Below are 20,993 nucleotides of genomic sequence, written 5' to 3'. Positions count from 1 at the left end.
CCTGTGACGCTGCTTAGGCCGCCTTGGCCTCGATCTGCTGGCTGGCATTCTTGCCGCTGGAAATCGCGATCGTGCGCGGCTTCATGGCCTCGGGGATCTCGCGGACGAGATCGACATGCAGGAGGCCGTTCTCGAGGCTGGCGCCCTTCACTTCCACATGGTCGGCGAGCTGGAATCGGCGCTCGAACGAACGTCCGGCAATGCCGCGATACAGCACTTCCGAATCCTTGCCTTCCTCAGGCTTCTTCTCGCCCTTCACGGTCAGCGTGTTTTCACGCGACTCGATCGACAGATCGCTGTCGCCGAAACCGGCTACCGCCATGGTGATGCGATAGGCGTTCTCGCCGGTGCGCTCGATGTTGTAGGGCGGATAGCCCGGCACGCCGGCTTCGACGCCGGAGGCCTGGTCGAGAAGGGAGAAGAGCCGGTCAAAGCCGACCGTGGAGCGATAGAGCGGGCTCAGATCAAACGTACGCATGGTTGTCCTCCTTGGAGCGACGGTTCGTTTCGAAGTTCACGAAGGCTCCGCCATCCGATGGCCGGGGCCGCGTGTCTCAGCTGCGGACCCTCTTTTGGCATCCGCAACGAGGATGTGGGGACAAGTCCGGGGTGGTTCAAGAGGGGGGAGTGGGTCTGGCTCCGTGCCAGGCTGAACGCCATATGAACGACCAATTCGGATGATGTTCAGGCGCCCGCGGATAGCTTCACCATCAATGCCGGCGACAAAGAGATCGCTCGGTGCATCCGCTGGAGAGACATCAATGATGAAGTCCATTCTCGCCACCTCCGCACTGGTCGGCGCCCTGCTGCTGCCGATCGCGGCCCAGGCCCAGGACTACCGCTTCGAAGGCGGTCGCGGCGGTTACAATGACGACCGCGGCTATCGGGACGATCGCGGCTATCGCCGCCCGCCGCCGCCCCGCCGCCAGCTCGACGGTCGCCAGATCTACCGGTTGCTTGCGCGTCAGGGCTATGCCCGGATCGACATCATCAACCGCCGGGGCGACGCCTATATCGTGCGCGCCATCGGTCCGCGTGGCCGGGACGTTATTCTGGTGGTCGATTCCTGGTCCGGCGAGATCCTTCGCCGCCGGGTGATCCAGAATGACTGGCGCGGCGATCGCGGCTGGCACGGTGGTTGGGGCAATGACTGGCGCCGCTGGTAGCCCCGTTGCAGGAGCCATTCGGCTCTGATCGGTCGGTCGATCTCGAATCCGCCCCCCGCGCGAGGTCGGCCTGTCAGCCGGCGACATCCCTGGATGTCGCCGGTTTCTTCTTGTCCGGGCGAGGCCGGTTGCGGCGCGTCGCTTGTCGCTCCCCGGTTGGTCGGCTAAGACCGGTTGGCATCAGAATGCGATGCTCGAATGCGGAACCGCGCGGCGGATGAGTTTGCAATCCTTTCCTGACAATCCCGTCCCCGAAGGCGCCGTCGAGCAGACCGTCACGACCGTCGACGGGGTCAAGCTGCGCGCCGCCTACTGGCGCCCGCCGGGACAGCGAAAAGGCACGGTCTGCCTCATCCATGGCCGTGCCGAAGCGATCGAGAAATACTACGAGGTCGTCGGCGAACTGCTGGAGCGCGGCTTCGCGGTGGCGAGCTTCGACTGGCGCGGGCAGGGGGCTTCCGACCGGCGCCTCGCCAACCCTCGCAAGGGCCATGTCGATGATTTCTCCGAGTTCGAGCGCGATCTCGAGGCGTTCATGCAGCAGGTGGTGCTGCCGGACTGCCCGCCGCCCTATTTCGCGCTGGCGCATTCCACCGGCGGCCTGATCTGCCTGCGCGTCGCCCGCCGGTCGCGCCAGACCTTTGCGCGGATGGTGCTGGTATCGCCGCTGCTCGACTTCGGCGGCTTCGCGCCCTCGCGCGCGCTGATCAACTTCACGGCCGGCTGCTTTTCGCTGCTGGGCCTCGGCGATGCCTTTCCGCCGGGTTCGAAGATCGCCCAGGTCGAGGAGCGCGGCTTCAAGAGCAATCCGCTCACCAGCGATCCCCGCCGTTTCGCCCGGTCGATCGCCATCGGCCAGACGCGGCCGGAGCTGATGGTCGGCCCGCCCACCATTGCCTGGCTGCACGCGGCCTGCCGCGCCATGAACGAGGCGGCCGATCCAGCCTTCGCCGCCAGCATCCGCATCCCGACCCTGATGATCGCCGCCGGCGAGGACCGGGTGGTGTCGCCGCTTGCGATCGAGCGCTTTGCCCGCGAGATGCGGATCGGCGCGCAGATCGTCATCCCCGGCGCGCGTCACGAGATCCTGATGGAGCGCGATCCGATGCGCGGCCTGTTCTGGGCCACCTTCGACGAGTTCATTCCCGGCTCTGAGGCGTCATAACAGGCTAGCGCCTGGCCCCGGTCTCGGCCGTCGACAGGCCGTTCGATTTGGTCGTGTCGAGAATGACCATTGTCGAGGTCTCGGCGACGCAGGGAATCGCCTGCAGGGCGGCCGAGATGAACTGCCGCAGCGCCTCGATATCCCGGACCCAGACCCGCAGCAGATAATCGACGCTGCCGGTGACGAGCAGGCATTCGGTGATTTCCGGCCGGTCCTCGATGGCGCTCAGGAACTGGCTGGCCGCATCCGGTGTCTGCTTGGCGAGGCGCACGCTGACGACGACGCAGATGGAGAGGCCCAGCGCCAGCGGGTTGATCCTGGCCGAGTAACCCTGGATGACGCTGCTCTCTTCCAGCCGCTTGATGCGCCGGCTGCAGGGCGTCGGCGACAGGCCGACCCGCTCGGCGACTTCGAGGTTGGACATGCGGCCATCGGCCTGCAGCACGGCCAGGATCCGGCGGTCGATCGGGTCGAGTTCGACCATTGGCGTTTTTCCCTAACGAGACGGGCTCTGCGAGCGAGTTCTTGCGAGACTAAAGCGAGCTCCACGAAAAATTGCACGGATTCGCTCGCCATTCGAGCGCTATTGTCTAGCAAACAAGGGAGACGACAATGCCGGCCTATGTGATTTGTACGATGGCGATCCACGACCCCGTGACCTACAAGAAATACACTGACCGCACGCCGCCGATCGTCAAGCGGCATGGCGGCCGGTTTCTGACCCGCGGCGACGAGGTTTCTGCGGCAGAAGGCCCTCCTTTCACCGATCGCATGGTGATTCTGGAATTCCCGAGCAAGGCGCATGTCGATGCCTGGATCAAGGATCCCGACTATGTCGAGGCCTGCCAGTTCCGCTACGCCGCCTCGACCGGCCGGATGATCGTGCAGGAAAGCCGCGGCAATACCGAGGATCCCGATCCCAGGCTCTGATGCTTCCGGCGGGCGCGGCGCCCGCCGAACTTCCCTGAATCTTCGAGGTTTCCGACGATGGCGAGCGCCAAGGCAAGCACCGCCCGGCCGCAGACGGCGGCCTGGCTCCGGTCCAGCAACGACATTTCGCAGCAGTTCCTGGCCTTTGGCGGGCGCGCCGATGTCGTTAGCCTCGCCGGCGGCCTGCCGGCGGCCGAACTCTATCCGGTCGCCGAGGTGCAGGCCGCGGCGCAGGCGGCGATTGCCCGCCATGGCGCGACGATCATGGAATATGGCCCGGTCGAGGGCCTGCCGGCGCTGCGCCAGTTGATCGCGGCGCGCGCCTCGGCCGAGACCGGCGGTACCTTCACGGCGGCGAACGTGCTGCTGACCACCGGCTCGATGCAGGCGCTCGACCTGATCGGCAAGGTTCTGGTCGATCCGGGCGAACTGATCGTCGCGCAGGCGCCGACCTATCTCGGCGCGCTCGATGCCTGGCGGCCGCGCGCCCCCAGCTATCGGCCGCTCGACTGGACGCTGACCGATCCCGATTTCGACGCGGCGCTGGCGCGGGCGAAATTCGTCTATTCGGTGCCGAACTATTCCAACCCGACCGGCGTGCTGGTCTCGCAGGAACGGCGCATCGCGCTGCTCGACAAGGTGCTGGAGGCCGGCACCTGGCTGGTGGAGGACGACCCGTATCTCTCGATCCAGCTCGACGGTTCGCCGGGTCCGAGCATATTGAGCCATTCGGTCGCCCGCTCGGCGCGGCCGGGTCCCTATGACGGGCCCGTGATCTATCTCGGCACGGTCTCGAAAAGCCTGGTGCCGGGCCTGCGCGTCGGCTGGGTGATCGCCGAGGCCGGCATGATCCAGAACCTGGCCCTGACCAAGATGGCGAGCGACCTTAGCGGCAGCCTGCTGACGCAGGCGATCGCGCTCGAACTGATGGAGCGGGACTTCGACCACCAGCATTCGCGTTCCATCGTGCCGGTATATCGCGAGCGCCGCGACGCGCTGCTGCGCGAGGCGGATGCGCGGCTTGCCGACTGGTTCGAATGGGAGGTGCCGGTCGGCGGCATGTTCGTCTGGATGCGATCGAAGGGCGACGCGATCGACACCGACGCGCTCTACAAGTTCGCGGTCGAGGAAAAGGTCGCCTATGTCCCGAGCAGTGTCTTCGACTTCACCGGCGAGAACCGCTTCGCCATGCGGGTCAATTTCACCCGCAGTTCGCCCGAGGTGATTGCCGAAGGCGTGCGCCGTCTGGCGCGGGCAATCGAGCACTATCTCTCCGCCCGCCAGCAGCTCGACGGCGCCGCCTAGCGAGCGCCAATCGCCCACGGGGGACAGTGGCCTTGGCGGCCCGCATCTGCGAGCCTTTCCTTCTTTCGAAATGCAGGATTTTTCGTCCATGGACCTGAAACTGAACGACAAGACCGCCCTCGTCTTCGGCGGCTCGCGCGGGCTCGGACGCGCCATCGCGGCCGAACTGGCGGCCGAGGGCGCTAAGGTCGTGATCGTCGCGCGGGATCCCGCCCGCGTCGAGGCGACGGCCAGGGAACTCGGCATCATCGGCGTGGCCGGCGACGTCTCCAAGCCTGGCGCCGGTCGCGCGCTGGTGCAGCAGGCGGCCGAAAAACTGGGTCGCAGCGTCGATATCCTCGTCACCAATACCGGCGGTCCCGCGCCCGGCAATTTCGAGGCGATCAGCGATCAGGCCTGGCAGGCGGGCTTCAACAATCTCTGGATGAGCTTCGTGGAGAGCGTCGGCGAGGCGCTGCCGGCGATGAAGGCCAGGGGGTTCGGCCGCATCCTCGCTGTCACCTCGGTCGCGGCCAAGGAGCCGCAGCCGGGGCTGGTGGTGTCCAACGGCCTACGCGCCGGTCTGCTCGGTCTCGTCAACGCGATCAGCCGCGACGTCGCGGCGTCGGGTGTGACGGTCAACGCGCTGCTGCCCGGCTACACCAATACGGACCGGATGAAGGAAGTCGGCGTCACCAGCGCATCGATGGGCTCGAAGATCCCGGGCGGCCGCATCGGCGAGCCGGAGGAATTCGCCGCGCTTGCCGCCTTCCTCGCCTCGGAGCGCGCCAGCTACATCACCGGTCAGGCGATCGCCGTCGATGGCGGCCTGCTGCAGTCGATCTGAAAGCAGGCAGGGCGGTTGCATCGGCGCCGCCCTGCCATTTCATCACCCGGCGCGGTTCAGCGTTTCCAGAATCTGGTCGTGCAGGCGCGCGTCGCCGCTCGCCACCACGCGGCCGCCGGACGCGGCCGAGCCGCCGTCCCAGCTGGTGACGCGGCCGCCGGCGCCCTCGATCACGGGGATCAGCGCCACGATGTCATAGGCATGCAGGCCAACCTCGATCACGGCATCCGCAAAGCCCGCGGCCACCATGCAATAGGCGTAGCAATCGCAGCCATAGCGGGCCAGGCGGACCTTGTTCTCGACGCGGTCATAGGCCTCGCGATCGCTGCCCTTGAACAGGGCCGGCGTGGTCGTGAAAAGGACCGCATCCGAAAGCTTGTCGCAGGCGCGAGTCTTCAGGACCCGGTCGCCTTCCGGCCCGGTGTACCAGGCCCGCGCGCCATTGCCGGCGAAGCGTTCGCCGGTGAAGGGCTGGGCCATCATGCCGAGCGAGGGCCTGCCGCCAGTGGTGAGGCCGATCAGCGTGCCCCAGACCGGCAGGCCGGAAATGAAAGCGCGCGTGCCGTCGATCGGATCGAGCACCCAGACGTTCTCGGCGTCGAGATTCTCGTCGCCGAACTCCTCGCCCATGATGCCATGCGATGGGTAGTGCTCGTTGATCAGCGCGCGCAGCGCCTCTTCCGAGGCGCGGTCTGCGACCGTGACCGGATCGAAGCCGGAGGCCGCTTTATTCTCGACGGAATCGAGTGCGCGAAAATGCGGCATGATCGCTTTTCCGGCAGAATCAGCGAGCCGATCGAGGAAGGCAATCAGGGTCGGATCGGTCATTCGAGGCTCCAAAAGGCTGCTGCAGACGTGCCATGCGCTGTGTGCATAGCGACGCCTCGTTCAGGCGTTCGTGTCTAACAATCTGATTTCAAATGTCTATTTCGATCCACTCTCGGTGCGCGCCGGCCGCTGGGGCGTCTGCCGTGGCGGAATCGTCGCACCCGGGCGCGAGCGTGGGAAAGGGTCTTGATCTTTTTGCAGTGCAAGCGCAACTTATTGCGGTGCGGTACATCGATTGGCGTCGATCTACCGCTGCCCTTCTTGGGCGTTTCCTCCCTAGACTTGGGCCGCCTCGTTTGACGAGCGGCCCTTTTTTCTGCCCGCGATTCCGCTTCGGCGATGGTGGATGAGACTACTCCGCCGCTTCGGGGAGCGGATAAAGCGCGGCGTCCGGCAGGCTCGACAGCGCCGCCGCGAACCGCGCCAGGTCGGCCGCGAGCCGATCATAGCCGGCATTGGGCTGCAGCGTCCGCTCGTTCATGTAGAGCCCGCGATTGATCTCGATCTGCAGCGCATGCAGGCCGCGGCTCGGTCGGCCGTAATGTTCGGTGATGAAGCCGCCCGCATAGGGCTTGTTGCGGGCGACGGCATAGCCGGCATCGCTCAGGATCGAATAGGCGGCTTCCGAAATGCCCGGCGCGCAACTGGTGCCGTAGCGATCGCCCAGCACGATGTCGGCCCGAGCCCTGCCGGGCAGCGTCCGCACGCTGGATGGCATGGAGTGGCAATCGACCAGCACGCAATAGCCGAAGCGCTCATGCGTCGCCGCCAGCGTCTGGCGCAGCGTCTCGTGATAGGGCTTGTAGACCGTCTCGATGCGATGGAGCCCCAGCGCGACCGGGATCGGCTCGGCATAGATCTCGACATTCTCCGAGACGACCCGGGCGATCGTGCCGAGACCGCCGGCGACCCGGAGCGAGCGGACATTGGCATAGGACGGCAGGTCGCCATCGAACATGCGCGGGTCCAGTTCGTAGGGTTCGCGGTTCACGTCCAGCCAGGCACGGGGAAAATGCGCCCGCATCAGCGGCGCGCCAAGCGGCACGACGGAGGCAAAGAGTTCGTCGACGAACGTATCCTCGGAGCGGCGGATCGTCTTTTCGTCGAGCTTCGAGGCCTCCAGGAACGCGGCCGGATAGATGCGGCCGCTATGGGGCGAGTTGAACACGAAGGGTATGCGCTGCTCGGCCGGAGCCACCACCTCGAAGGGAAGCGCGTTTGCAAGATCCGGCGCGGCGTTGATGATCGTTCTCCTCGCGGTTGCGGCCGGGGCCCGTCCTGTCCGTAAGGCCCATTCTATGTCGTCTGGCGCGCTTCGGGCAGGGGAAGTTTCGCTCCATTCACCCGATCTTTACTTCGTTCAGCCGTAATTCAATAACCAAATCGCCCAGGCCGCGCATAGTTGGCGCCTTGCGAACAAGATCGACCGTCCAGCCATGGATTCCCTGATGAACCGCATCCTGCTTGCCGAAGACGACAATGACATGCGCCGCTTTCTGGCGAAGGCGCTGCAGAATGCCGGCTATGATGTCGTGTCCTTCGACAATGGCCGCAGCGCCTATGAGCGCATCCGCGAAGAGCCCTTCACCCTTCTGCTGACCGATATCGTCATGCCGGAGATGGACGGCATCGAGCTGGCGCGCCGCGCCACCGAGCTCGATCCCGACCTGAAGGTGATGTTTATCACCGGCTTTGCCGCCGTCGCGCTCAATCCCGATTCGAACGCGCCCAAGGATGCGAAGGTGCTTTCCAAGCCTTTCCACCTGCGCGATCTGGTCAATGAGGTGGAGCGGCTGCTCGCTGCCTGAAGGAGTTTTCAACAGGGTCGAAAAACGAGGCTTGAAGCTTCGGAAATCGCCCTGTATACCCTCGCTCACGCCGCCGGTCCCGCCGGTCGCGTTGAGAAGGATGGGCGTGTAGCTCAGCGGGAGAGCACTACGTTGACATCGTAGGGGTCACAGGTTCAATCCCTGTCACGCCCACCATCCTCCCTCCACCGAAATCGCTGACCTGAAAGCCGCCGGCCTCGCGCCTCGGTTCCTCGTCGATTTTCCGGAGGCCTCCAGAGTCCAGACGCCTTCCCAAACCTTCGGGCCGGATCACTCGGGATAGGTCTCGGCGCCGTCCGGCGCGGATTTGTGGAAGAGAATGAAGGCGAGGGGATTGCCGGGCTCGGCCATCGCGTCGCTCCGCAGGCCTGTCACCTCTCCGGTCGCGCCGCTGAAATATTCCCCGACCACTTCGCCGAACCCATTGCGCTGGATCGCGATTCTCTGCCCCGCTTCGACCTTGTCGTTGAGCTTGACCAGAAGTTCCACCAGCCCGCCCTGCGTCGCCAAGACGGGGAAGGCGCTGTTGCCGACAAACACTCCCACATCCTTGCCGGTGCGGCCCATCGCTCCCGCCAGGATGCCGTGGTGCTTGAGGACGTTCATCGTGCCCTCCACGAACAGGGCGATCATGTCCAGGTCCAGGATACGCGCAGCGCCGACCTCCGCGCAAAAGGACGGGACGCCGGCGTCGACCAGCGCATTGTGCAGCACCCCGGGATAGACGTGGTTGTCGAAGACCTGGCCGATCGGAAACAGATCCACCATCGCCTTGATCTCGGGCACATCCATGCCGGCGAGGTTGAAGGCCGCGACTTCGAACCCCGTCGTCCCGGTGTGGAAGTCGATCGCCGCGTCGGCGTTGGGCCGCAGCAGGCGATTGAACAGGAGCCCTGCGTGACGGCTGGGCGCGGTGATGCCGTTCGCGTTTCCGGGCCATTCCCGATTCATGTCGATCAGGTCATGGCCTCGGCCATAATTGGGCCACCGGCGCTGTAGGCTCTCGATGGCGGGACGGGCCACATCCGTGACAGCCATGACCGTGCCCGACATCCGTGCTGGGTCAAGCTGGTTAATCACGGTCTGCACCGTGTGGATGGAACTCATTTCGTCGCCATGCACGCCGCTCACCAGCACCACGCGCTTGCCGGGCTTCGCGCCGCGGACGACGGCGACCGACACATACCAGTGCTGCCCGCTCGGCATCTCCACGCCCTGGAAATACAGAAGATGCTTCTGCCCGGGGGGGCAAATCCTCGACATGGAGCGTGCTGACGACCTTCTTTCCCTGGAGGATCTCCCCGGTATAGACGGTGCCGTGCGCCGATTGGGGTGCAACGCCATCGCTCGATGGGGCGGCCTCCTGGGCGCTCGCGCCGTGGGCACCCAGAGCGGACGCCCCCACAGCCGCCAGCGAAGCCATCATGAAGTCTCGTCGATCGGCGCCGTCTTTGGACTGGTCGGGCATGGTGGACTCTCCCCCTGAGTCGCCGGGATGGGGTGGGCTCCTGCAGCATCAGCCATACTGTCGCTCGCTAGCGAGCCTGACCAGTCCATGCCCGTGGAATTCTGTCCATCGACCGGGAGGCGGCGAAGATGCCGTCTGCGCCCTCCGGGAAGTACCATTGTCGAGCGGTAGCGATAGGGCGCTGACGGCGCCTTGCGCTCTCCGACAGCTTCCGAGGCGCGTTGTGTCGGAGAGGGCCTTGAAGGGGCGCAGGCGTCAGGCGCGGTCCGGCAGGCCCGACGGGCCGGCTTCGGCGGTAGCGGCGCTCGAGGAGGGTGGTCGTGCTTCCGCCGTCTTCGCGCGGCTGGGCTTCTTCTCGCGGGACCATTCCAGCACCCAGAGCGGCAGGTCCAGAAGCACGAAATAGTCCCCCTGCCGGCCGCGCATCGCCTCGCCAAACCAGCCGCCCACGATCATCGCCTCGACCCGGGCGGACTGGAGGGCCCGCACGTCGAGTGCCTGAATCAGAGCGTTGGCATGGGAGTCGGCCAGATATCCGACCAGCACGCCGTCGATCACGACCTGGACGGCGGTAGACTGGCCAGGCCGATCGCGCTCCGGAATCAGGTCGGCGACAACGGCAATCTGGTGCCCGAGTTCGGTCTTTCCGCCGGCAATCCCATCCAGCGCAGCTTGAAAATATCGCTCGCCTTCAGCGCCACAGGCGAAGTCCCCGTCGCCGTCCACCATCCAGACTTTTCTGCGACAGAGGCGGCTGAGCAGCCGGAAAACCCCTTGCATCCAATCGAACTCCCGCTACGTCAACGGATGCTATAGCGAGACAAGGCCGTCCGTCTCGCATTTTAGTTCGAAATTTGAACTAAAATGCGAGAATGGCAGCGTCCGATTGTCCCGTGCATCGACATTGACGTGGGGCGGGCAGGGCGCTTGCGCCCCTTTTGCCGCATCGCTATCTTGCGCTGCAGAGGACGACCTCCCCACCTTGGGAAACAATAACCGGGACGGCCCGGCCCTTTCGCGGAGGGCCTGATGGCCTGGGTTTATCTTCTGCTTGCCGGTGTGTTCGAGGTCATCTGGGCTTCGACCATGAAGCATTCCGACGGCTTCACGAAGCTCACGCCGACGATCATTACCATCGTCACGATGATCATCAGCTTCGGCCTGCTCTCGATCGCCATGAAGTCGCTGCCGCTCGGCACGGCCTATGCGCTCTGGACGGGCATCGGCGCTGTCGGCGCGTTTTGCGTCGGCGTCTTCATCCTGGGCGAGGCGGCGACCCTGTTCCGCATCGCCAGCGTCGCCTTCATTATCCTTGGCCTTGTCGGCCTCAAGGTCTCGACCCCTTAGCACGCGGCGCGACGGCGATCATCCGGCGCGTCACGGGAACGCTTCTTCAGTATTCGCCGCGGCCCAGCAGGACCACGGGAATGGTCCGGGCCAGAATTGCCAGGTCCTGGAGGACGCTCATCTGCCGGACATAGATCGCGTCGAGCCGGATGCGGGTGTGGTAGTCGGTGTCGGCGCGGCCGGAAACCTGCCACAGTCCCGTCATGCCGGGGCGGCAGAGATAATAGGCCTCGAAATGGCGCGCATTGTAGCGCCCGGCATCGGCGATCTCGCGCGGCAATCTGGGGCGCGGGCCGACCAGGCTCATCTCGCCTTTCAGGACATTGATCAACTGGGGCAGTTCGTCGAGGCTGAACTGGCGAAGGAAAAGGCCCAGACGTGTCACGCGCGGATCCGACCTCAGCTTGTATCGGCACGCATAGTCGAACCGAGCCTGCGGGTTGTTGGCCAGGTAGTTCTCCAGCCTGCGCTCGGCATCGGTCTCCATCGTGCGGAACTTGTACATCGCGAAGGGGCGCCCTCCGCGTCCCACGCGCTGCGACCTGAAGAAGATTGGCTTTCCGGCAAAACCGATCAAGCCGGCGATGACAATGGCGACCGGCAGCAGGCCCACAAGCAGCGTCGCCGCTAGCAATATGTCGAGGCCGCGCTTGAAAGGATATTCCCGGACTTCCGCTCGTCCGCGTCGTCGCTCCGGGGCGGAGGCGGGAATGGCCGCCTGTTCCAGGGAAGGGGCCGAGGCGATTTCGAATTTCGGGTCCATCGCTCACCTACTCAGACTCTGTTCGAGGGTCGGGCCGCCTTCGGTGCCCTATGCCGCGCCGACGCCGGCATGAGGCTACCTTCTGCGGATCATCTCGGTTCTGCGACCGATACAGGCTGGCGCGAGACGAGTTCGGCCCGTGCCGTGCCGAGGATCGTCTCGATGTCGGAATGCTGCGTCATGAAGCCGAGCTTTCGGCGCGCCAGGGTCGGGTCGGCATAGAGGATCGGCGGGTCGCCCCGCCGGCGGGGCTTGATGGTGCTCGGCACGGGATGGCCGGTCTGGCGCGCGGCGGCCTCCAGGATCTGTTGAACCGAGAGGCCTTGCCCGGTCCCGAGATTGAGCGCCAGGCTCTCGCCGCCCCGCGCCAGATGCTCGAGCGCCAGACCATGCGCGCGGGCAAGATCGGTGACATGGATATAGTCGCGCACGCAGGTGCCGTCGGGCGTCGCGTGATCGTCGCCATAGATCTCGATCGAGGGCAGGATGCCATGGGCAGCCATCAACACCCGCGGCACAAGATGCGTCTCGGGCGAGTGCCACTCGCCGATTTCGCCTGCGGGGTCACAGCCGCAGGCATTGAAATAGCGCAGGATCACGGAGCGGCTCGCATAGGCGCGGCCGTAGTCCTGGATGATCTGCTCCCCCATCAGCTTCGATCGTCCATAGGGGCTGATCGGCCGCTGCGCGGCGGCTTCCGACACCGGCAGGACGTCCGGTGCGCCATAGGTCGCGCAACTGCTGGAAAAGACCAGCCGTTCGATGCCGGTCCTGCGGGCGGCTTCGAGGACGGAAAGTGTTCCCACGACGTTGTTGGAATAATAGGCCGCCGGATCGGCAACGGACTCGCCGACATAGGCGAGGGCGGCGATGTGGCAGATCGCGCTGGGCCTGTACTGGCGGATGGCGCCTTCGAGAGCCGCTGCGTCGCGAATGTCGCCCTCGACCAGAGGCCCCCAGCGCACGGCGTTGCGATGTCCGCGCGCGAGATTGTCAAAGGCGACCGGAAGATAGCCGGCCGCTGCCAGTTGTTTGCAGGTGTGGCTGCCGATATAGCCCGCGCCGCCCGTCACCAGGATCGCGCCCCGCGTCGTCATGTAGAACCTGCTTGCTCAGAATGAGACGATGCAGCCGGGCAGCCGGCTTTACTAGAGATCTTCATGCGATACCCCCGCGGCATTCTCGCAAGATCCAATTCATGGTCTGCAATAAGCTAACCTCCGCCGGCCGATGACATGAAGCCATCGAGCAACAGAAGGGCATTTCGGAAGATGAGGGCCCCCTGAAAGCACATGCATTGCAAGCCGGAAACGCTTACGTCTCTGACGTCTGCCCCTCAAGGGAGCTGGGAATGCTAGGAATCCGGCGCGTGCCAGCCAATAGCCCGTCTGCATTTCGCAGGCATCAGCCGGATATTTAAAAATCCGTAATAATTCTACGCTAAACGTTCGGATACTGGAGTCAAGATGTTTTCGAATCGCAAGACTCGCCGATTTCAGCGTATTGGAGCGAGCGTGGGGCGAGTTCGATTCCGCATGCAATAGGAAGTCATGCATATCCCTTTCGAGAATTGCATTTAAGCTTTCATTACGTTGGGGAACTTAAGGGTTTGGCCGCCTCTGGGAGTGGGGTGCCGAATCTCGACGGGTTGAGCCGGTGCGGCGGGAACTCCCGTATCGCACCGGCCCTTCTGGCTACCAGTCGACGCTGCCGCCGATCGCCTGGGCCTGCTTGGCAGCGTGCATCTGGGCCTGGGTGAACTCCATCGCGTGGCGGCAGAGATCGGTGGAGTCGGTCCAGAGATTGCGCCAGATGCCGAGGATGCCGGTCAACGGCTCGCCGGCGACGGCCGAGGAGAAGGATTCGAAGCAGATCGGGCCCTGATAGTTGGCCTTCACCAGTCCGCGGAAGATCTTCACGAAGTCGATCGAGCCGGTGCCGAGATAGCCGCGATGCGACTCGCCGGTGTGGAAGTAGCCGAGATAGTCGCCGGTATCGATGATCGCCTGTTCGGCGTCGGCCTCCTCGATGTTCATGTGATAGCAGTCGAGGTGAACCTTGACGTTGGCCATGCCGACGCGCTTGCAGAGTTCGACGCCCTGGGCTGCGGTGTTGATGACGTTGGTCTCGTAGCGGTTCACCACTTCGAGGCCGAGCGTGATGTTGCTCTTGGCGGCTTCTTCCGCGACGCGCTGCAGCACTTCGACGGCGCCGGCGACGCCCTCCTTGGTGGCGGCGGTGAAATATTTCTGGAAGCCGGAATAGAGGATGCCGGTGATGTGGGTGCCGCCGAGGTCGCGCGTGGTCTTCACCACCTGCATCAGATGCGCCTCGCCGCGCGCCTTCTTGCCGGGGTCGCCGGCCGAAATATCGCAGCTATCGTCGAGGCCAAGCGACGTCGTGATGCCGAGCCCGGCCTTCTCCAGCTCCTTGCGGGTGAAGTCGATGTCGATCAACGACGGATCGAGCGCCGGCGCTTCGATATAATCGTAGCCCAGCGATGCCGTGCTGGCGATCGCGCGGGCGGCTTCCTCGTGGCTCCAGCCGCCGACCCAGACCTGCGCGTGGACGCCCAGCTTGTTCTTCATGGTGTTCCTCCCTCGTGTCTCGGAGCTCAAGCGGCCCCTGTTGAAATTCCGTCTTCTACCGAAGGCGCGGCCGTCGAAGCGCGGATCTCCAGGCTGCACTTCAACTGGATATGCGCCGGCGGCGAAGCATCGCCGTCGATCCGTGCCTTGAGCCGCGCCCAGATTGCCTCGCCGATTTCCGTAACCGGCTGGCGGATCGCGGTCAGCGGCGTGGCGCGCGCCCGCATCCAGGCATAGTCGTCGAAGCCGATCAGCGAGATCGGTCGCGGAATGCCGATCTGCCTTTCCGCCAGTGCCGCGAGCGCGCCGAGCGTGGTGAAATTGGTCAGCGCCAGAATGGCCGTCGGCCAGCGGTTGGTGTCGAGCCATTGCGAGAGACGGGTGGCGGCCAGTTCGAAATGGCCGCCCGACTCGAGAATGACGGGCGGCGGCAGGCCCGCGCGCTCCAGCGTCGCGCCAATGCCGGCGCAGCGCTCGCGGATGTTGCCAAGCGTGAGCACGGAGGCGGCGACCAGGATGTTGCGATGGCCGAGCTCGAGCAGATGCCGCGCGCCGATCCTGCCGGCGTCCTCATTGTCGACCGACACGGTGTCGGCGGTGGGCTCGCGGGTGATGCGATCGGCGATGACATAGGGCACGCCGGCCTGCCCGATCCGAGCGCGGGCGGAGAAATCGTCGGAGCAGGGGATGACCACCAGTCCCGCCGGGCGCCAGGCCAGCATGGCGGCGAGGCGCGAATGCTCGGTCGCCTCGTCGCCATTGGAACTGGCGACGATGAGTTCGTAGCCCTGGTCGCGCAGCGAGGTTTCGACCGCGGAAACCACCGAGGTGAAGAAGGGATTGTCGAGATCGGGGACCAGCACGGCGATGATCCGCGCCTTGCCGGTGCGCAGCAGCGCCGCCGCCCGGTCGGCCTGGTAGCCCAGTTCCCGCGCCGCCTGGCGGACCCGCTCCGCGAGCGCCGGATTGACCGGCTTGCTGCCATTCATGACATTCGAGACGGTGCCGGGCGACACGCCCGCCCGCTCGGCGACGTCGCGTATGGAAATCGGCTTGTCCGACATGGGGACGGCGACCTCTCGGCCGGAACGAAGCCCGCGGCTCGTCCCGAAAAAACGATTTACAAAACCGTTTTAGGCCGATGCCGCCATCGCCGCAACACTCATCCTCTGGCATCAGCGCAGAATGGCGCCGATAGGAGGGACGAGAGAGCCGGTGCTATTCGCCGACGAGGCCGAGGCTGGCGGCGCGTTCGCGCAGCAGGGCCAGCAGTTCGATGCGGCGGGCCTCCGGCGTATCGATCGGCAGCACGAAGCAGAGCGTCAGGGTCATGGCGCCGCGTCCGTCGAGGATGGGCGCCGCCAGGCACCAGGTGAAGCGATCGGCCAGCGCCGCGCTTTCGCTGTAGCCCTGCTGGCGCGCCAGCGCGATCGCTGCAAGGAACTCTTCCTGCGGCAGCCACCGCCCATCCGGCAGCCGATAATCCTCCGGCGGAATGAAGGCGCGAACGGCATCCTCGTCCATGTGGCTGAGAAGCAGCCGGCCCGACGCCGTCCAGGGGATCGGCACCTCGACGCCGACCTGGCTGGAAATGCGGAACGGCCCGGCGGAATCGCGGCAGTCGAGGACGACATATTTGTTGCCCCGCAGGCTGCAGAGCTGCACCGTCTCGCCGGTTTCGGCGGCCAGGCGGTCGAGCGTCTCGATGATGCGCGGATAATGGGCGTTGTGATGGCTGTAGGCCCATCCGAACAGGTGCATGGCGCGGCCGAAATAGACATGGCCGTCGGTTCCCACCGTCTCCAGCATATCGGCTTCGAGCAGACGATTGACGATTTCGTAGGTGGTGGAGCGCGGCGCGCCGATCCGGCGGGCGATGTCGCCGACCCGCATCGGCGCGCGCTGACGCAGCAGTGCCTCCAGCAGGATGATGACGCGGTCGATCCCGCGCTTGCGCTCGCCCCCGGTTGCCGTCGCTGTCTCGGGCCGGTTTCTGTCTAGGGTCTCGGTTTCCGTCATGAGATGCCTGGTTCGTTGCTTGGATCGGGCGGGGGCGAAGGCCCTTGAAAGATATCGTGGCTCAGACTAGCCTCTCTTTTGTCCGATATACAGACGCGCTGTCTAGTATATCGGACAAAAATGGGGGCCCGGGCGGAGAGTTCTCGGCGATTGGCAGACAGGCCGCGTCATGGCGGCTGCACGATCCTGCATTGTCGTTTCCCTGCGCGTCGAGGCACAACCTTCCAGGGGAACAACATGAAGAAGTCTTCGCTTTTTGCATCCGCAAGCGTGCTCGGCCTCGGTATCCTTCTGAACGTTCTGGGCGCTTCGCATGCCGACGCCGCCGCCAACTGCATCAAGGGTGACCGCAAGGCGCCCTATACGCTCGGCTGGGCCAACATCTACTCCGTGCCGACCTGGATGAAGCAGACCCAGGGCACGATCGAAGCGGAAGTCGAGCAGCTGAAGAAGGAAGGACTGGTCGACAAGCTCGTCGTGACCGACGCGCAAGGCGACTCCAATGTCCAGATCCAGCAGATCCAGTCGATGATCGACGCCGATGTCGATGCCATCATCCTGATCGCCGGCTCGTCGACGGCGCCGGCCCGCGTGCTGGCCGATGCCTGCGCCAAGGGCATCGCCATCATCAATTTCGACAGCCTGGTCGACACCAATGACGTGACCGCGAAGGTCAATACGGACTCGCACCAGTGGGGCGAGCAGGCCACCAAGTTCATGATCGACGCGCTCGGCGGCAAGGGCAAGATCATCATCCTGAACGGCCCGGCCGGCGTGTCGGTCAGCGACGATCGCCGCGCGGGCGGCAATGATCTGCTCAAGGCCAATCCGGACATCCAGATCCTGGCCGAGACCAATACCGCCTACAACGTTGCCCCGGCGCAGGAGGCGGTGACCAGCCTGCTGTTCGCCAATCCCGAAATCGACGGCATCCTTTCCTTCGGCGGCGCGCTTTCGGCCGGCGCCGTGCTGGCCCTCGACAAGCAGGGCCGCGAGCAGGTGCCGATCACCGGCGAGAATGCACGCCAGTTCCTGGAACTATGGAAGGAGAAGGGCCTGAAGAGCTGGGCGACGATGCAGCCGAACTGGCTGGGCGCCTTTGCCGCCTATACCGCCGTGCAGGCGCTGGAAGGCAAGGATGTGCCGGCCTTCGTCAAGGTGCCGCTGCCGATCATCGACAATTCCAACATCGATGAGTATCTGGCCCGCGCCAAGGACTTCCCGGCCGACGGCTATATCTATTCGCCGTATGACCGCGAGCTCTTCGCCAAGCTTCTGGCTCAGAAGTAAGGCCGGAGCCGTGGCATCGTCCGTGCCCATCCTCGCCGCGCGCGGGGTGTCGAAGGCGTTCTTCGGCAACCCCGTCCTGCGCTCGGTGTCCATCTCCCTCGAGCCGGGCCGCGTCCATGCGCTGCTCGGCGAGAATGGCGCGGGCAAGTCCACGCTGATCAACCTGCTGTCCGGCGCGCTGCGTCCGGACAGCGGGACCATCGAGATCGACGGCAAGGCGGTCTCCCGCCACAGTCCACCGGAAGCGCGCCGTGCCGGCATCGCGGTCGTGCAGCAGGAACTGAGCCTCACCAACTCGCTGTCGATCGCGGAGAATATCGGTCTCGGCGCCTATCCGCGCCGCTTCGGGCTGGTCGATTATCCGGCGCTGGCGGCGCGAGCGAAGGCGGCCTGCGACCTTGTCGGGCTGCACGAGCCGCTTTCCACGCCGGTCGGCGAGTTGTCGCTTGGCCGCCGCCAGATGGTCGAGATCGCCAAGGCGCTTTATCGCAAGCCGCGCGTACTGATCCTCGACGAGCCGACCTCGTCGCTCTCCGCCACCGAGACGCGCATCCTCACCACGCTCTTGGAGAAGCTGCGCAGCGAGGGCATCGCCATTCTCTATATCTCGCACCGCCTGGACGAGGTGATGCAGCTTTGCCAGCACGTTACCGTGCTGAAGGACGGTATCTGCACGGCGGACCGCCCGCTGGAGGGCGTCAATGCGGCCGGGCTGGTGCGGCTGATGGTCGGGCGCGATCCCGGCGATCTGTTCCCGCGCTGGGACAGCACGCGGACCGAGCGCGTGGCGGTTTCCGTCAGCCGTTTTGCAGCCGGGCTCATGCGCGATGTCGATCTCGAAGTCCGCGCCGGCGAGGTCGTCGGCATTGGCGGCCTGGTCGGGCAGGGGCAGGAAGACCTGCTGCTCGGCCTCTATGGCGCCATTCCCGCCAAGGCGGCCTCGGCCGTGATCCATGACGCGGCGGGACTTCCCGCCAATGTTCCCCAGGCCAATACGCGCGGACTGGCCTATGTGCCGGCCGACCGGAAGCGCGAGGGCCTGCACCTCATCCATCCGATCGTGACCAATCTGATGCTGCCGGCCTTCGCCCGCATGCCGGCGCTGAAACTGCGCAGCCGCGCCCGCGAGCGCGAGACGGCGATGGGGCTCGCGCTGCAATTCGCCATCAAGGGCGATCTCGGCCGCGCCGCGCAGGCGCTTTCCGGCGGCAACCAGCAGAAGGTCGCGCTGGCGAAATGGATGCCGCTGGATCCCGCCGTGCTGCTTCTGAACGATCCGACGCGCGGCGTCGATGTCGAGACCAAGCGGGAGATCTACGCCATGCTTCGCGCTTTCGCGGCCGCCGGCAAGGCGGTCGTGCTGCTCAGCTCCGACACGCCGGAACTCGTCCATCTCTGCGACCGCGTCGCGGTCGTGCGCGAAGGGCGGGTGATCACGCTGCTGGAGCGCGGCGAACTGAGCGAGGAGGCGATCGTGGCCGCTGCCATGGGCGCCGAGCCGGAAAGGGCGGCGGCATGAGCGACGCATCCATCTCCCCGCACGCCCGTTCGGGCTCGCTCTATTGGGCGATCCAGGCCAGGCGCAACATCGGCGTGCGCGGCCTGTTCGTGGTCGTGCTGGCCTTCATGGTCGCCTATGGCTTTCTGTTCCACGGCCTCTTTACCGGCTCGGGCTTCGCCAAGTTCACCCAGAGCTGGTTCCCGCTCGCCCTCGTTGCCATGGCGCAGGTCATCCTGATGCTGACCGGCGGCATCAGCCTCGCCATCGGCGCGCTGGTCAGTCTCGGCGCGGTGATCGCCGCCACCACCATGACCGGGCCGCTCGGTGTCGCCGGCGGCACGGCGCTGGTCTGCCTCGTCGGTCTCGGCATCGGCGCGGCGACGGGCGTCATCGTCGTGCGCCTGCGCCTGCCTGCCATTGTCGTGACGCTGGCCGGTTCGTTCATCATCGCCGGCGCGGCGCTTCTGGTGCTGCCGCGGCCGGGCGGGGCCATGCCGCCCTGGCTGTCGGATCTGCTGGCCGGCAACACGCCGGCCGCCTTCGGCGTGCTGGTCGTCGTCGTGCTGCTCTGGAAGCTCTATCTGGCAACGCCGCTCGGCCTCAGCCTCTACGCCGCCGGCGAAAATCCGGTCGGTGCCTATCGCTCCGGCGTGCCGGTCGATGCGGCGCGGATCGCGGCCTATGCGATCAGCGGCCTGCTCTGCACCGGCGCCGGCCTGTTCGTCGCGGCGCAGACCGGCTCCGGCGATCCGATCATCGGCAATTCCTTCACGCTCAACTCGATCGCTGCCGCCGTTCTTGGCGGCATCGGCTTTCTCGGCGGCCAGGGCACCATGCGCGGCGCGCTCGCCGGCAGCCTCCTCCTCAGCCTGATGATCTCGGTCATGTTCTTCCTCGGCTTCACGCCGGTGGCGCAATATGTGGCGCAGGGCCTGATCATCATCGGCGCCGTCGCCATTCCACAGTTCCGCATGAGGGCCCGATGAGCATTCGCGACGCCGGATTTCTGTCCCGATCCCGCATCCTCGCGGTCGTCACCAGCCGGCCGTTCCTGACCTTCGCCATCGTGGCGCTGGTCTGGATCGTGGCCAGCTTCGTCTCGCGCGGCTTCGGCGCTTACGGCCATCTGCGCTATCTCGTCGAGCTCGCCGCCGTCATCGGCATTGTCGCGGCGGGCCAGACCTTCGTCGTCATCGCCGGCGGCATCGATCTCTCGGTCGCGGCGATCGTCACGGTGGCCGCCGTCGGCCTGCCGCTGTTCGCCATCGACGCCGACCCGACCGGCCTGACGCCGATCCTCGCCGTGCTCGCCATGACCACGGCGATCGGGCTCGTCAACGGACTCGGCGTGGCGCTCCTGCGCGTGCATCCGATGATCATGACGCTAGCGATGGCGACCTTCCTGCAGGGGCTGCTGATCATCATCGCCGGCGGCAGCGCCGTCACCGCGGCCAACCCGCTGGTCAGCTGGGTCGGCAATGCGCGGCCGTTCGGCGTCCCAGCCGGCATCCTCGTCTGGGTGGTGATCTCGTTCGTCGTGCTGGTCGTCATGCACGCGACGCCGTTCGGCGCGCGGCTGTTCGCGATGGGGGCCGGGCCGCTGGCGGCCAAGCTCTCCGGGGTGCCGATCGCCAGCACGACGATGGCCGTCTACGGCATCAGCGGCTTCATGTCGGGGCTTGCCGGCATCATCGTGCTCGGCATGAACGGGCAGGGCTATGTCGGCATCGGCGATCCCTACCTGCTCGCCTCGATCGCGGCCGTGGTGCTGGGCGGAACCTCGATCCTGGGAGGGCTCGGCACCTATGCCGGCTCGATCCCCGGCGCCATCCTGCTGGTGACGATCACGGCGCTGATCACCGTCGTCAACGCCTCGCCGGGCTGGCGCAGCATCCTGTTCGGCACGCTGATCCTCGCCCTGCTGCTGCTCTCGGGCCGGGAGGCGGCGCGCCGTTAGGCGCGCCGGTC

At 65.7% G+C, this 20,993-nt stretch carries 21 protein-coding genes, 1 tRNA gene and 1 pseudogene; 12 read left to right on the top strand and 11 right to left on the bottom strand.

The annotated features are described in order from the left end of the window. Positions 1–13: 13 nt before the first annotated feature. Positions 14–478, bottom strand: a complete 465-nt coding sequence (locus OSH10_RS04035; protein ID WP_266330254.1) for an Hsp20 family protein — start codon at positions 476–478, stop codon at positions 14–16. Between the two features lie 283 nt (positions 479–761). Here OSH10_RS04035 and OSH10_RS04030 point away from each other — a divergent pair, with 283 nt between their 5' ends. Together OSH10_RS04030 and OSH10_RS04025 are read left to right on the top strand one after the other, a co-directional pair. Continuing rightward, the gene (locus OSH10_RS04030) at positions 762–1,166 is read left to right on the top strand and encodes a hypothetical protein (RefSeq protein WP_266330253.1); all 405 of its coding nucleotides are present in this window, start codon (positions 762–764) and stop codon (positions 1,164–1,166) included. A 217-nt stretch (positions 1,167–1,383) separates the two neighbouring features. Continuing rightward, positions 1,384–2,331 (top strand): alpha/beta fold hydrolase, encoded by a 948-nt coding sequence (locus OSH10_RS04025; RefSeq protein WP_266330252.1) that lies wholly within the window; start codon positions 1,384–1,386, stop codon positions 2,329–2,331. A gap of 4 nt (positions 2,332–2,335) precedes the next feature. Here the strand turns inward: OSH10_RS04025 and OSH10_RS04020 are convergent, their stop codons facing one another. Beyond that, positions 2,336–2,815, bottom strand: a complete 480-nt coding sequence (locus tag OSH10_RS04020; RefSeq protein ID WP_266330251.1) for an Lrp/AsnC family transcriptional regulator — start codon at positions 2,813–2,815, stop codon at positions 2,336–2,338. A 128-nt stretch (positions 2,816–2,943) separates the two neighbouring features. On the opposite strand from OSH10_RS04020, the gene OSH10_RS04015 reads away from it, so the two are divergent. From OSH10_RS04015 to OSH10_RS04005, 3 genes are all read left to right on the top strand, one after another. Next, positions 2,944–3,261, top strand: a complete 318-nt coding sequence (locus OSH10_RS04015; protein WP_266330250.1) for a DUF1330 domain-containing protein — start codon at positions 2,944–2,946, stop codon at positions 3,259–3,261. Between the two features lie 57 nt (positions 3,262–3,318). Beyond that, positions 3,319–4,566 carry an aminotransferase-like domain-containing protein gene (locus OSH10_RS04010; protein ID WP_266330249.1) on the top strand — a complete coding sequence of 416 codons (1,248 nt, stop codon included), beginning with the start codon at positions 3,319–3,321 and terminating at the stop codon, positions 4,564–4,566. Between the two features lie 88 nt (positions 4,567–4,654). Continuing rightward, on the top strand, positions 4,655–5,392 hold the full coding sequence (locus tag OSH10_RS04005; RefSeq protein WP_266330248.1) for an SDR family oxidoreductase: 738 nt from the start codon (positions 4,655–4,657) through the stop codon (positions 5,390–5,392). A 42-nt stretch (positions 5,393–5,434) separates the two neighbouring features. On the opposite strand, the gene hisN is transcribed toward OSH10_RS04005, so the two are convergent. Together hisN and OSH10_RS03995 are read right to left on the bottom strand one after the other, a co-directional pair. Beyond that, the gene (hisN, locus tag OSH10_RS04000) at positions 5,435–6,220 is read right to left on the bottom strand and encodes a histidinol-phosphatase (protein WP_266330247.1); all 786 of its coding nucleotides are present in this window, start codon (positions 6,218–6,220) and stop codon (positions 5,435–5,437) included. Positions 6,221–6,572: 352 nt separating this feature from the next. After that, positions 6,573–7,421: an N-formylglutamate amidohydrolase gene (locus tag OSH10_RS03995; RefSeq protein ID WP_266330246.1), complete on the bottom strand. Its 849-nt coding sequence runs from the start codon at positions 7,419–7,421 to the stop codon at positions 6,573–6,575. Positions 7,422–7,665: 244 nt separating this feature from the next. Here OSH10_RS03995 and cpdR point away from each other — a divergent pair, with 244 nt between their 5' ends. Next, complete coding sequence (cpdR, locus tag OSH10_RS03990) at positions 7,666–8,028, top strand: cell cycle two-component system response regulator CpdR (RefSeq protein ID WP_244670002.1); 363 nt, start codon at positions 7,666–7,668, stop codon at positions 8,026–8,028. A gap of 102 nt (positions 8,029–8,130) precedes the next feature. Further along, positions 8,131–8,205 (top strand) — tRNA-Val (locus tag OSH10_RS03985). Between the two features lie 114 nt (positions 8,206–8,319). Here the strand turns inward: OSH10_RS03985 and OSH10_RS03980 are convergent. After that, a pseudogene (locus OSH10_RS03980) lies at positions 8,320–9,517 on the bottom strand (M14 family metallopeptidase). 255 nt (positions 9,518–9,772) lie between these two features. Beyond that, a complete protein-coding gene (locus OSH10_RS03975) occupies positions 9,773–10,246 on the bottom strand; it encodes a hypothetical protein (RefSeq protein ID WP_266330245.1) in 474 nt (157 codons plus the stop codon). 300 nt (positions 10,247–10,546) lie between these two features. Here OSH10_RS03975 and sugE point away from each other — a divergent pair, with 300 nt between their 5' ends. Beyond that, entirely contained in the window at positions 10,547–10,864 is a 318-nt protein-coding gene (sugE, locus tag OSH10_RS03970) for a quaternary ammonium compound efflux SMR transporter SugE (protein ID WP_266330244.1), read from the top strand. Between the two features lie 46 nt (positions 10,865–10,910). Here sugE and OSH10_RS03965 read toward each other — a convergent pair whose 3' ends face one another. The 5 genes from OSH10_RS03965 to OSH10_RS03945 all read right to left on the bottom strand — a co-directional run bounded on the left by OSH10_RS03965 (position 10,911) and on the right by OSH10_RS03945 (position 16,234). After that, a complete protein-coding gene (locus tag OSH10_RS03965) occupies positions 10,911–11,627 on the bottom strand; it encodes a sugar transferase (protein ID WP_266330243.1) in 717 nt (238 codons plus the stop codon). Positions 11,628–11,716: 89 nt separating this feature from the next. Then, complete coding sequence (gene galE, locus OSH10_RS03960; protein WP_266330242.1) at positions 11,717–12,724, bottom strand: UDP-glucose 4-epimerase GalE; 1,008 nt, start codon at positions 12,722–12,724, stop codon at positions 11,717–11,719. 597 nt (positions 12,725–13,321) lie between these two features. Further along, on the bottom strand, positions 13,322–14,215 hold the full coding sequence (locus OSH10_RS03955; RefSeq protein ID WP_266330241.1) for a sugar phosphate isomerase/epimerase family protein: 894 nt from the start codon (positions 14,213–14,215) through the stop codon (positions 13,322–13,324). Between the two features lie 26 nt (positions 14,216–14,241). Further along, positions 14,242–15,279, bottom strand: a complete 1,038-nt coding sequence (locus OSH10_RS03950) for a LacI family DNA-binding transcriptional regulator (protein ID WP_266330240.1) — start codon at positions 15,277–15,279, stop codon at positions 14,242–14,244. A 154-nt stretch (positions 15,280–15,433) separates the two neighbouring features. After that, positions 15,434–16,234: an IclR family transcriptional regulator gene (locus tag OSH10_RS03945; protein ID WP_266330239.1), complete on the bottom strand. Its 801-nt coding sequence runs from the start codon at positions 16,232–16,234 to the stop codon at positions 15,434–15,436. 237 nt (positions 16,235–16,471) lie between these two features. On the opposite strand from OSH10_RS03945, the gene OSH10_RS03940 reads away from it, so the two are divergent. From OSH10_RS03940 to OSH10_RS03925, 4 genes are read left to right on the top strand one after another with little or no spacing between them, the layout of a single operon-like run. After that, a complete protein-coding gene (locus OSH10_RS03940) occupies positions 16,472–17,524 on the top strand; it encodes a substrate-binding domain-containing protein (protein ID WP_266330238.1) in 1,053 nt (350 codons plus the stop codon). A 10-nt stretch (positions 17,525–17,534) separates the two neighbouring features. Next, the gene (locus tag OSH10_RS03935; protein WP_266330237.1) at positions 17,535–19,043 is read left to right on the top strand and encodes a sugar ABC transporter ATP-binding protein; all 1,509 of its coding nucleotides are present in this window, start codon (positions 17,535–17,537) and stop codon (positions 19,041–19,043) included. Continuing rightward, entirely contained in the window at positions 19,040–20,011 is a 972-nt protein-coding gene (locus tag OSH10_RS03930) for an ABC transporter permease (protein ID WP_266330236.1), read from the top strand. The genes OSH10_RS03935 and OSH10_RS03930 overlap by 4 nt, the downstream gene beginning before the upstream one ends. Further along, on the top strand, positions 20,008–20,982 hold the full coding sequence (locus OSH10_RS03925) for an ABC transporter permease (RefSeq protein WP_266330235.1): 975 nt from the start codon (positions 20,008–20,010) through the stop codon (positions 20,980–20,982). The genes OSH10_RS03930 and OSH10_RS03925 overlap by 4 nt, the downstream gene beginning before the upstream one ends. Positions 20,983–20,993: the final 11 nt, after the last annotated feature.

This window comes from Kaistia defluvii (genome assembly GCF_026343955.1).
Classification (GTDB): Bacteria; Pseudomonadota; Alphaproteobacteria; order Rhizobiales; family Kaistiaceae; genus Kaistia; species Kaistia defluvii.
Note: the sequence above shows the minus strand (reverse complement) of the source record. Positions and strands in the feature narration are given on the sequence as shown.

Coding starts and splice junctions, on each gene's coding strand:
- OSH10_RS04035 (WP_266330254.1), bottom strand. CDS start 478: ATGCGTACGTTTGATCTGAGCCCGCTCTATCGCTCCACGGTCGGCTTT.
- OSH10_RS04030 (WP_266330253.1), top strand. CDS start 762: ATGATGAAGTCCATTCTCGCCACCTCCGCACTGGTCGGCGCCCTGCTG.
- OSH10_RS04025 (WP_266330252.1), top strand. CDS start 1,384: ATGAGTTTGCAATCCTTTCCTGACAATCCCGTCCCCGAAGGCGCCGTC.
- OSH10_RS04020 (WP_266330251.1), bottom strand. CDS start 2,815: ATGGTCGAACTCGACCCGATCGACCGCCGGATCCTGGCCGTGCTGCAG.
- OSH10_RS04015 (WP_266330250.1), top strand. CDS start 2,944: ATGCCGGCCTATGTGATTTGTACGATGGCGATCCACGACCCCGTGACC.
- OSH10_RS04010 (WP_266330249.1), top strand. CDS start 3,319: ATGGCGAGCGCCAAGGCAAGCACCGCCCGGCCGCAGACGGCGGCCTGG.
- OSH10_RS04005 (WP_266330248.1), top strand. CDS start 4,655: ATGGACCTGAAACTGAACGACAAGACCGCCCTCGTCTTCGGCGGCTCG.
- hisN (WP_266330247.1), bottom strand. CDS start 6,220: ATGACCGATCCGACCCTGATTGCCTTCCTCGATCGGCTCGCTGATTCT.
- OSH10_RS03975 (WP_266330245.1), bottom strand. CDS start 10,246: ATGGTGGACGGCGACGGGGACTTCGCCTGTGGCGCTGAAGGCGAGCGA.
- sugE (WP_266330244.1), top strand. CDS start 10,547: ATGGCCTGGGTTTATCTTCTGCTTGCCGGTGTGTTCGAGGTCATCTGG.
- OSH10_RS03965 (WP_266330243.1), bottom strand. CDS start 11,627: ATGGACCCGAAATTCGAAATCGCCTCGGCCCCTTCCCTGGAACAGGCG.
- galE (WP_266330242.1), bottom strand. CDS start 12,724: ATGACGACGCGGGGCGCGATCCTGGTGACGGGCGGCGCGGGCTATATC.
- OSH10_RS03955 (WP_266330241.1), bottom strand. CDS start 14,215: ATGAAGAACAAGCTGGGCGTCCACGCGCAGGTCTGGGTCGGCGGCTGG.
- OSH10_RS03950 (WP_266330240.1), bottom strand. CDS start 15,279: ATGTCGGACAAGCCGATTTCCATACGCGACGTCGCCGAGCGGGCGGGC.
- OSH10_RS03945 (WP_266330239.1), bottom strand. CDS start 16,234: ATGACGGAAACCGAGACCCTAGACAGAAACCGGCCCGAGACAGCGACG.
- OSH10_RS03940 (WP_266330238.1), top strand. CDS start 16,472: ATGAAGAAGTCTTCGCTTTTTGCATCCGCAAGCGTGCTCGGCCTCGGT.
- OSH10_RS03930 (WP_266330236.1), top strand. CDS start 19,040: ATGAGCGACGCATCCATCTCCCCGCACGCCCGTTCGGGCTCGCTCTAT.
- OSH10_RS03925 (WP_266330235.1), top strand. CDS start 20,008: ATGAGCATTCGCGACGCCGGATTTCTGTCCCGATCCCGCATCCTCGCG.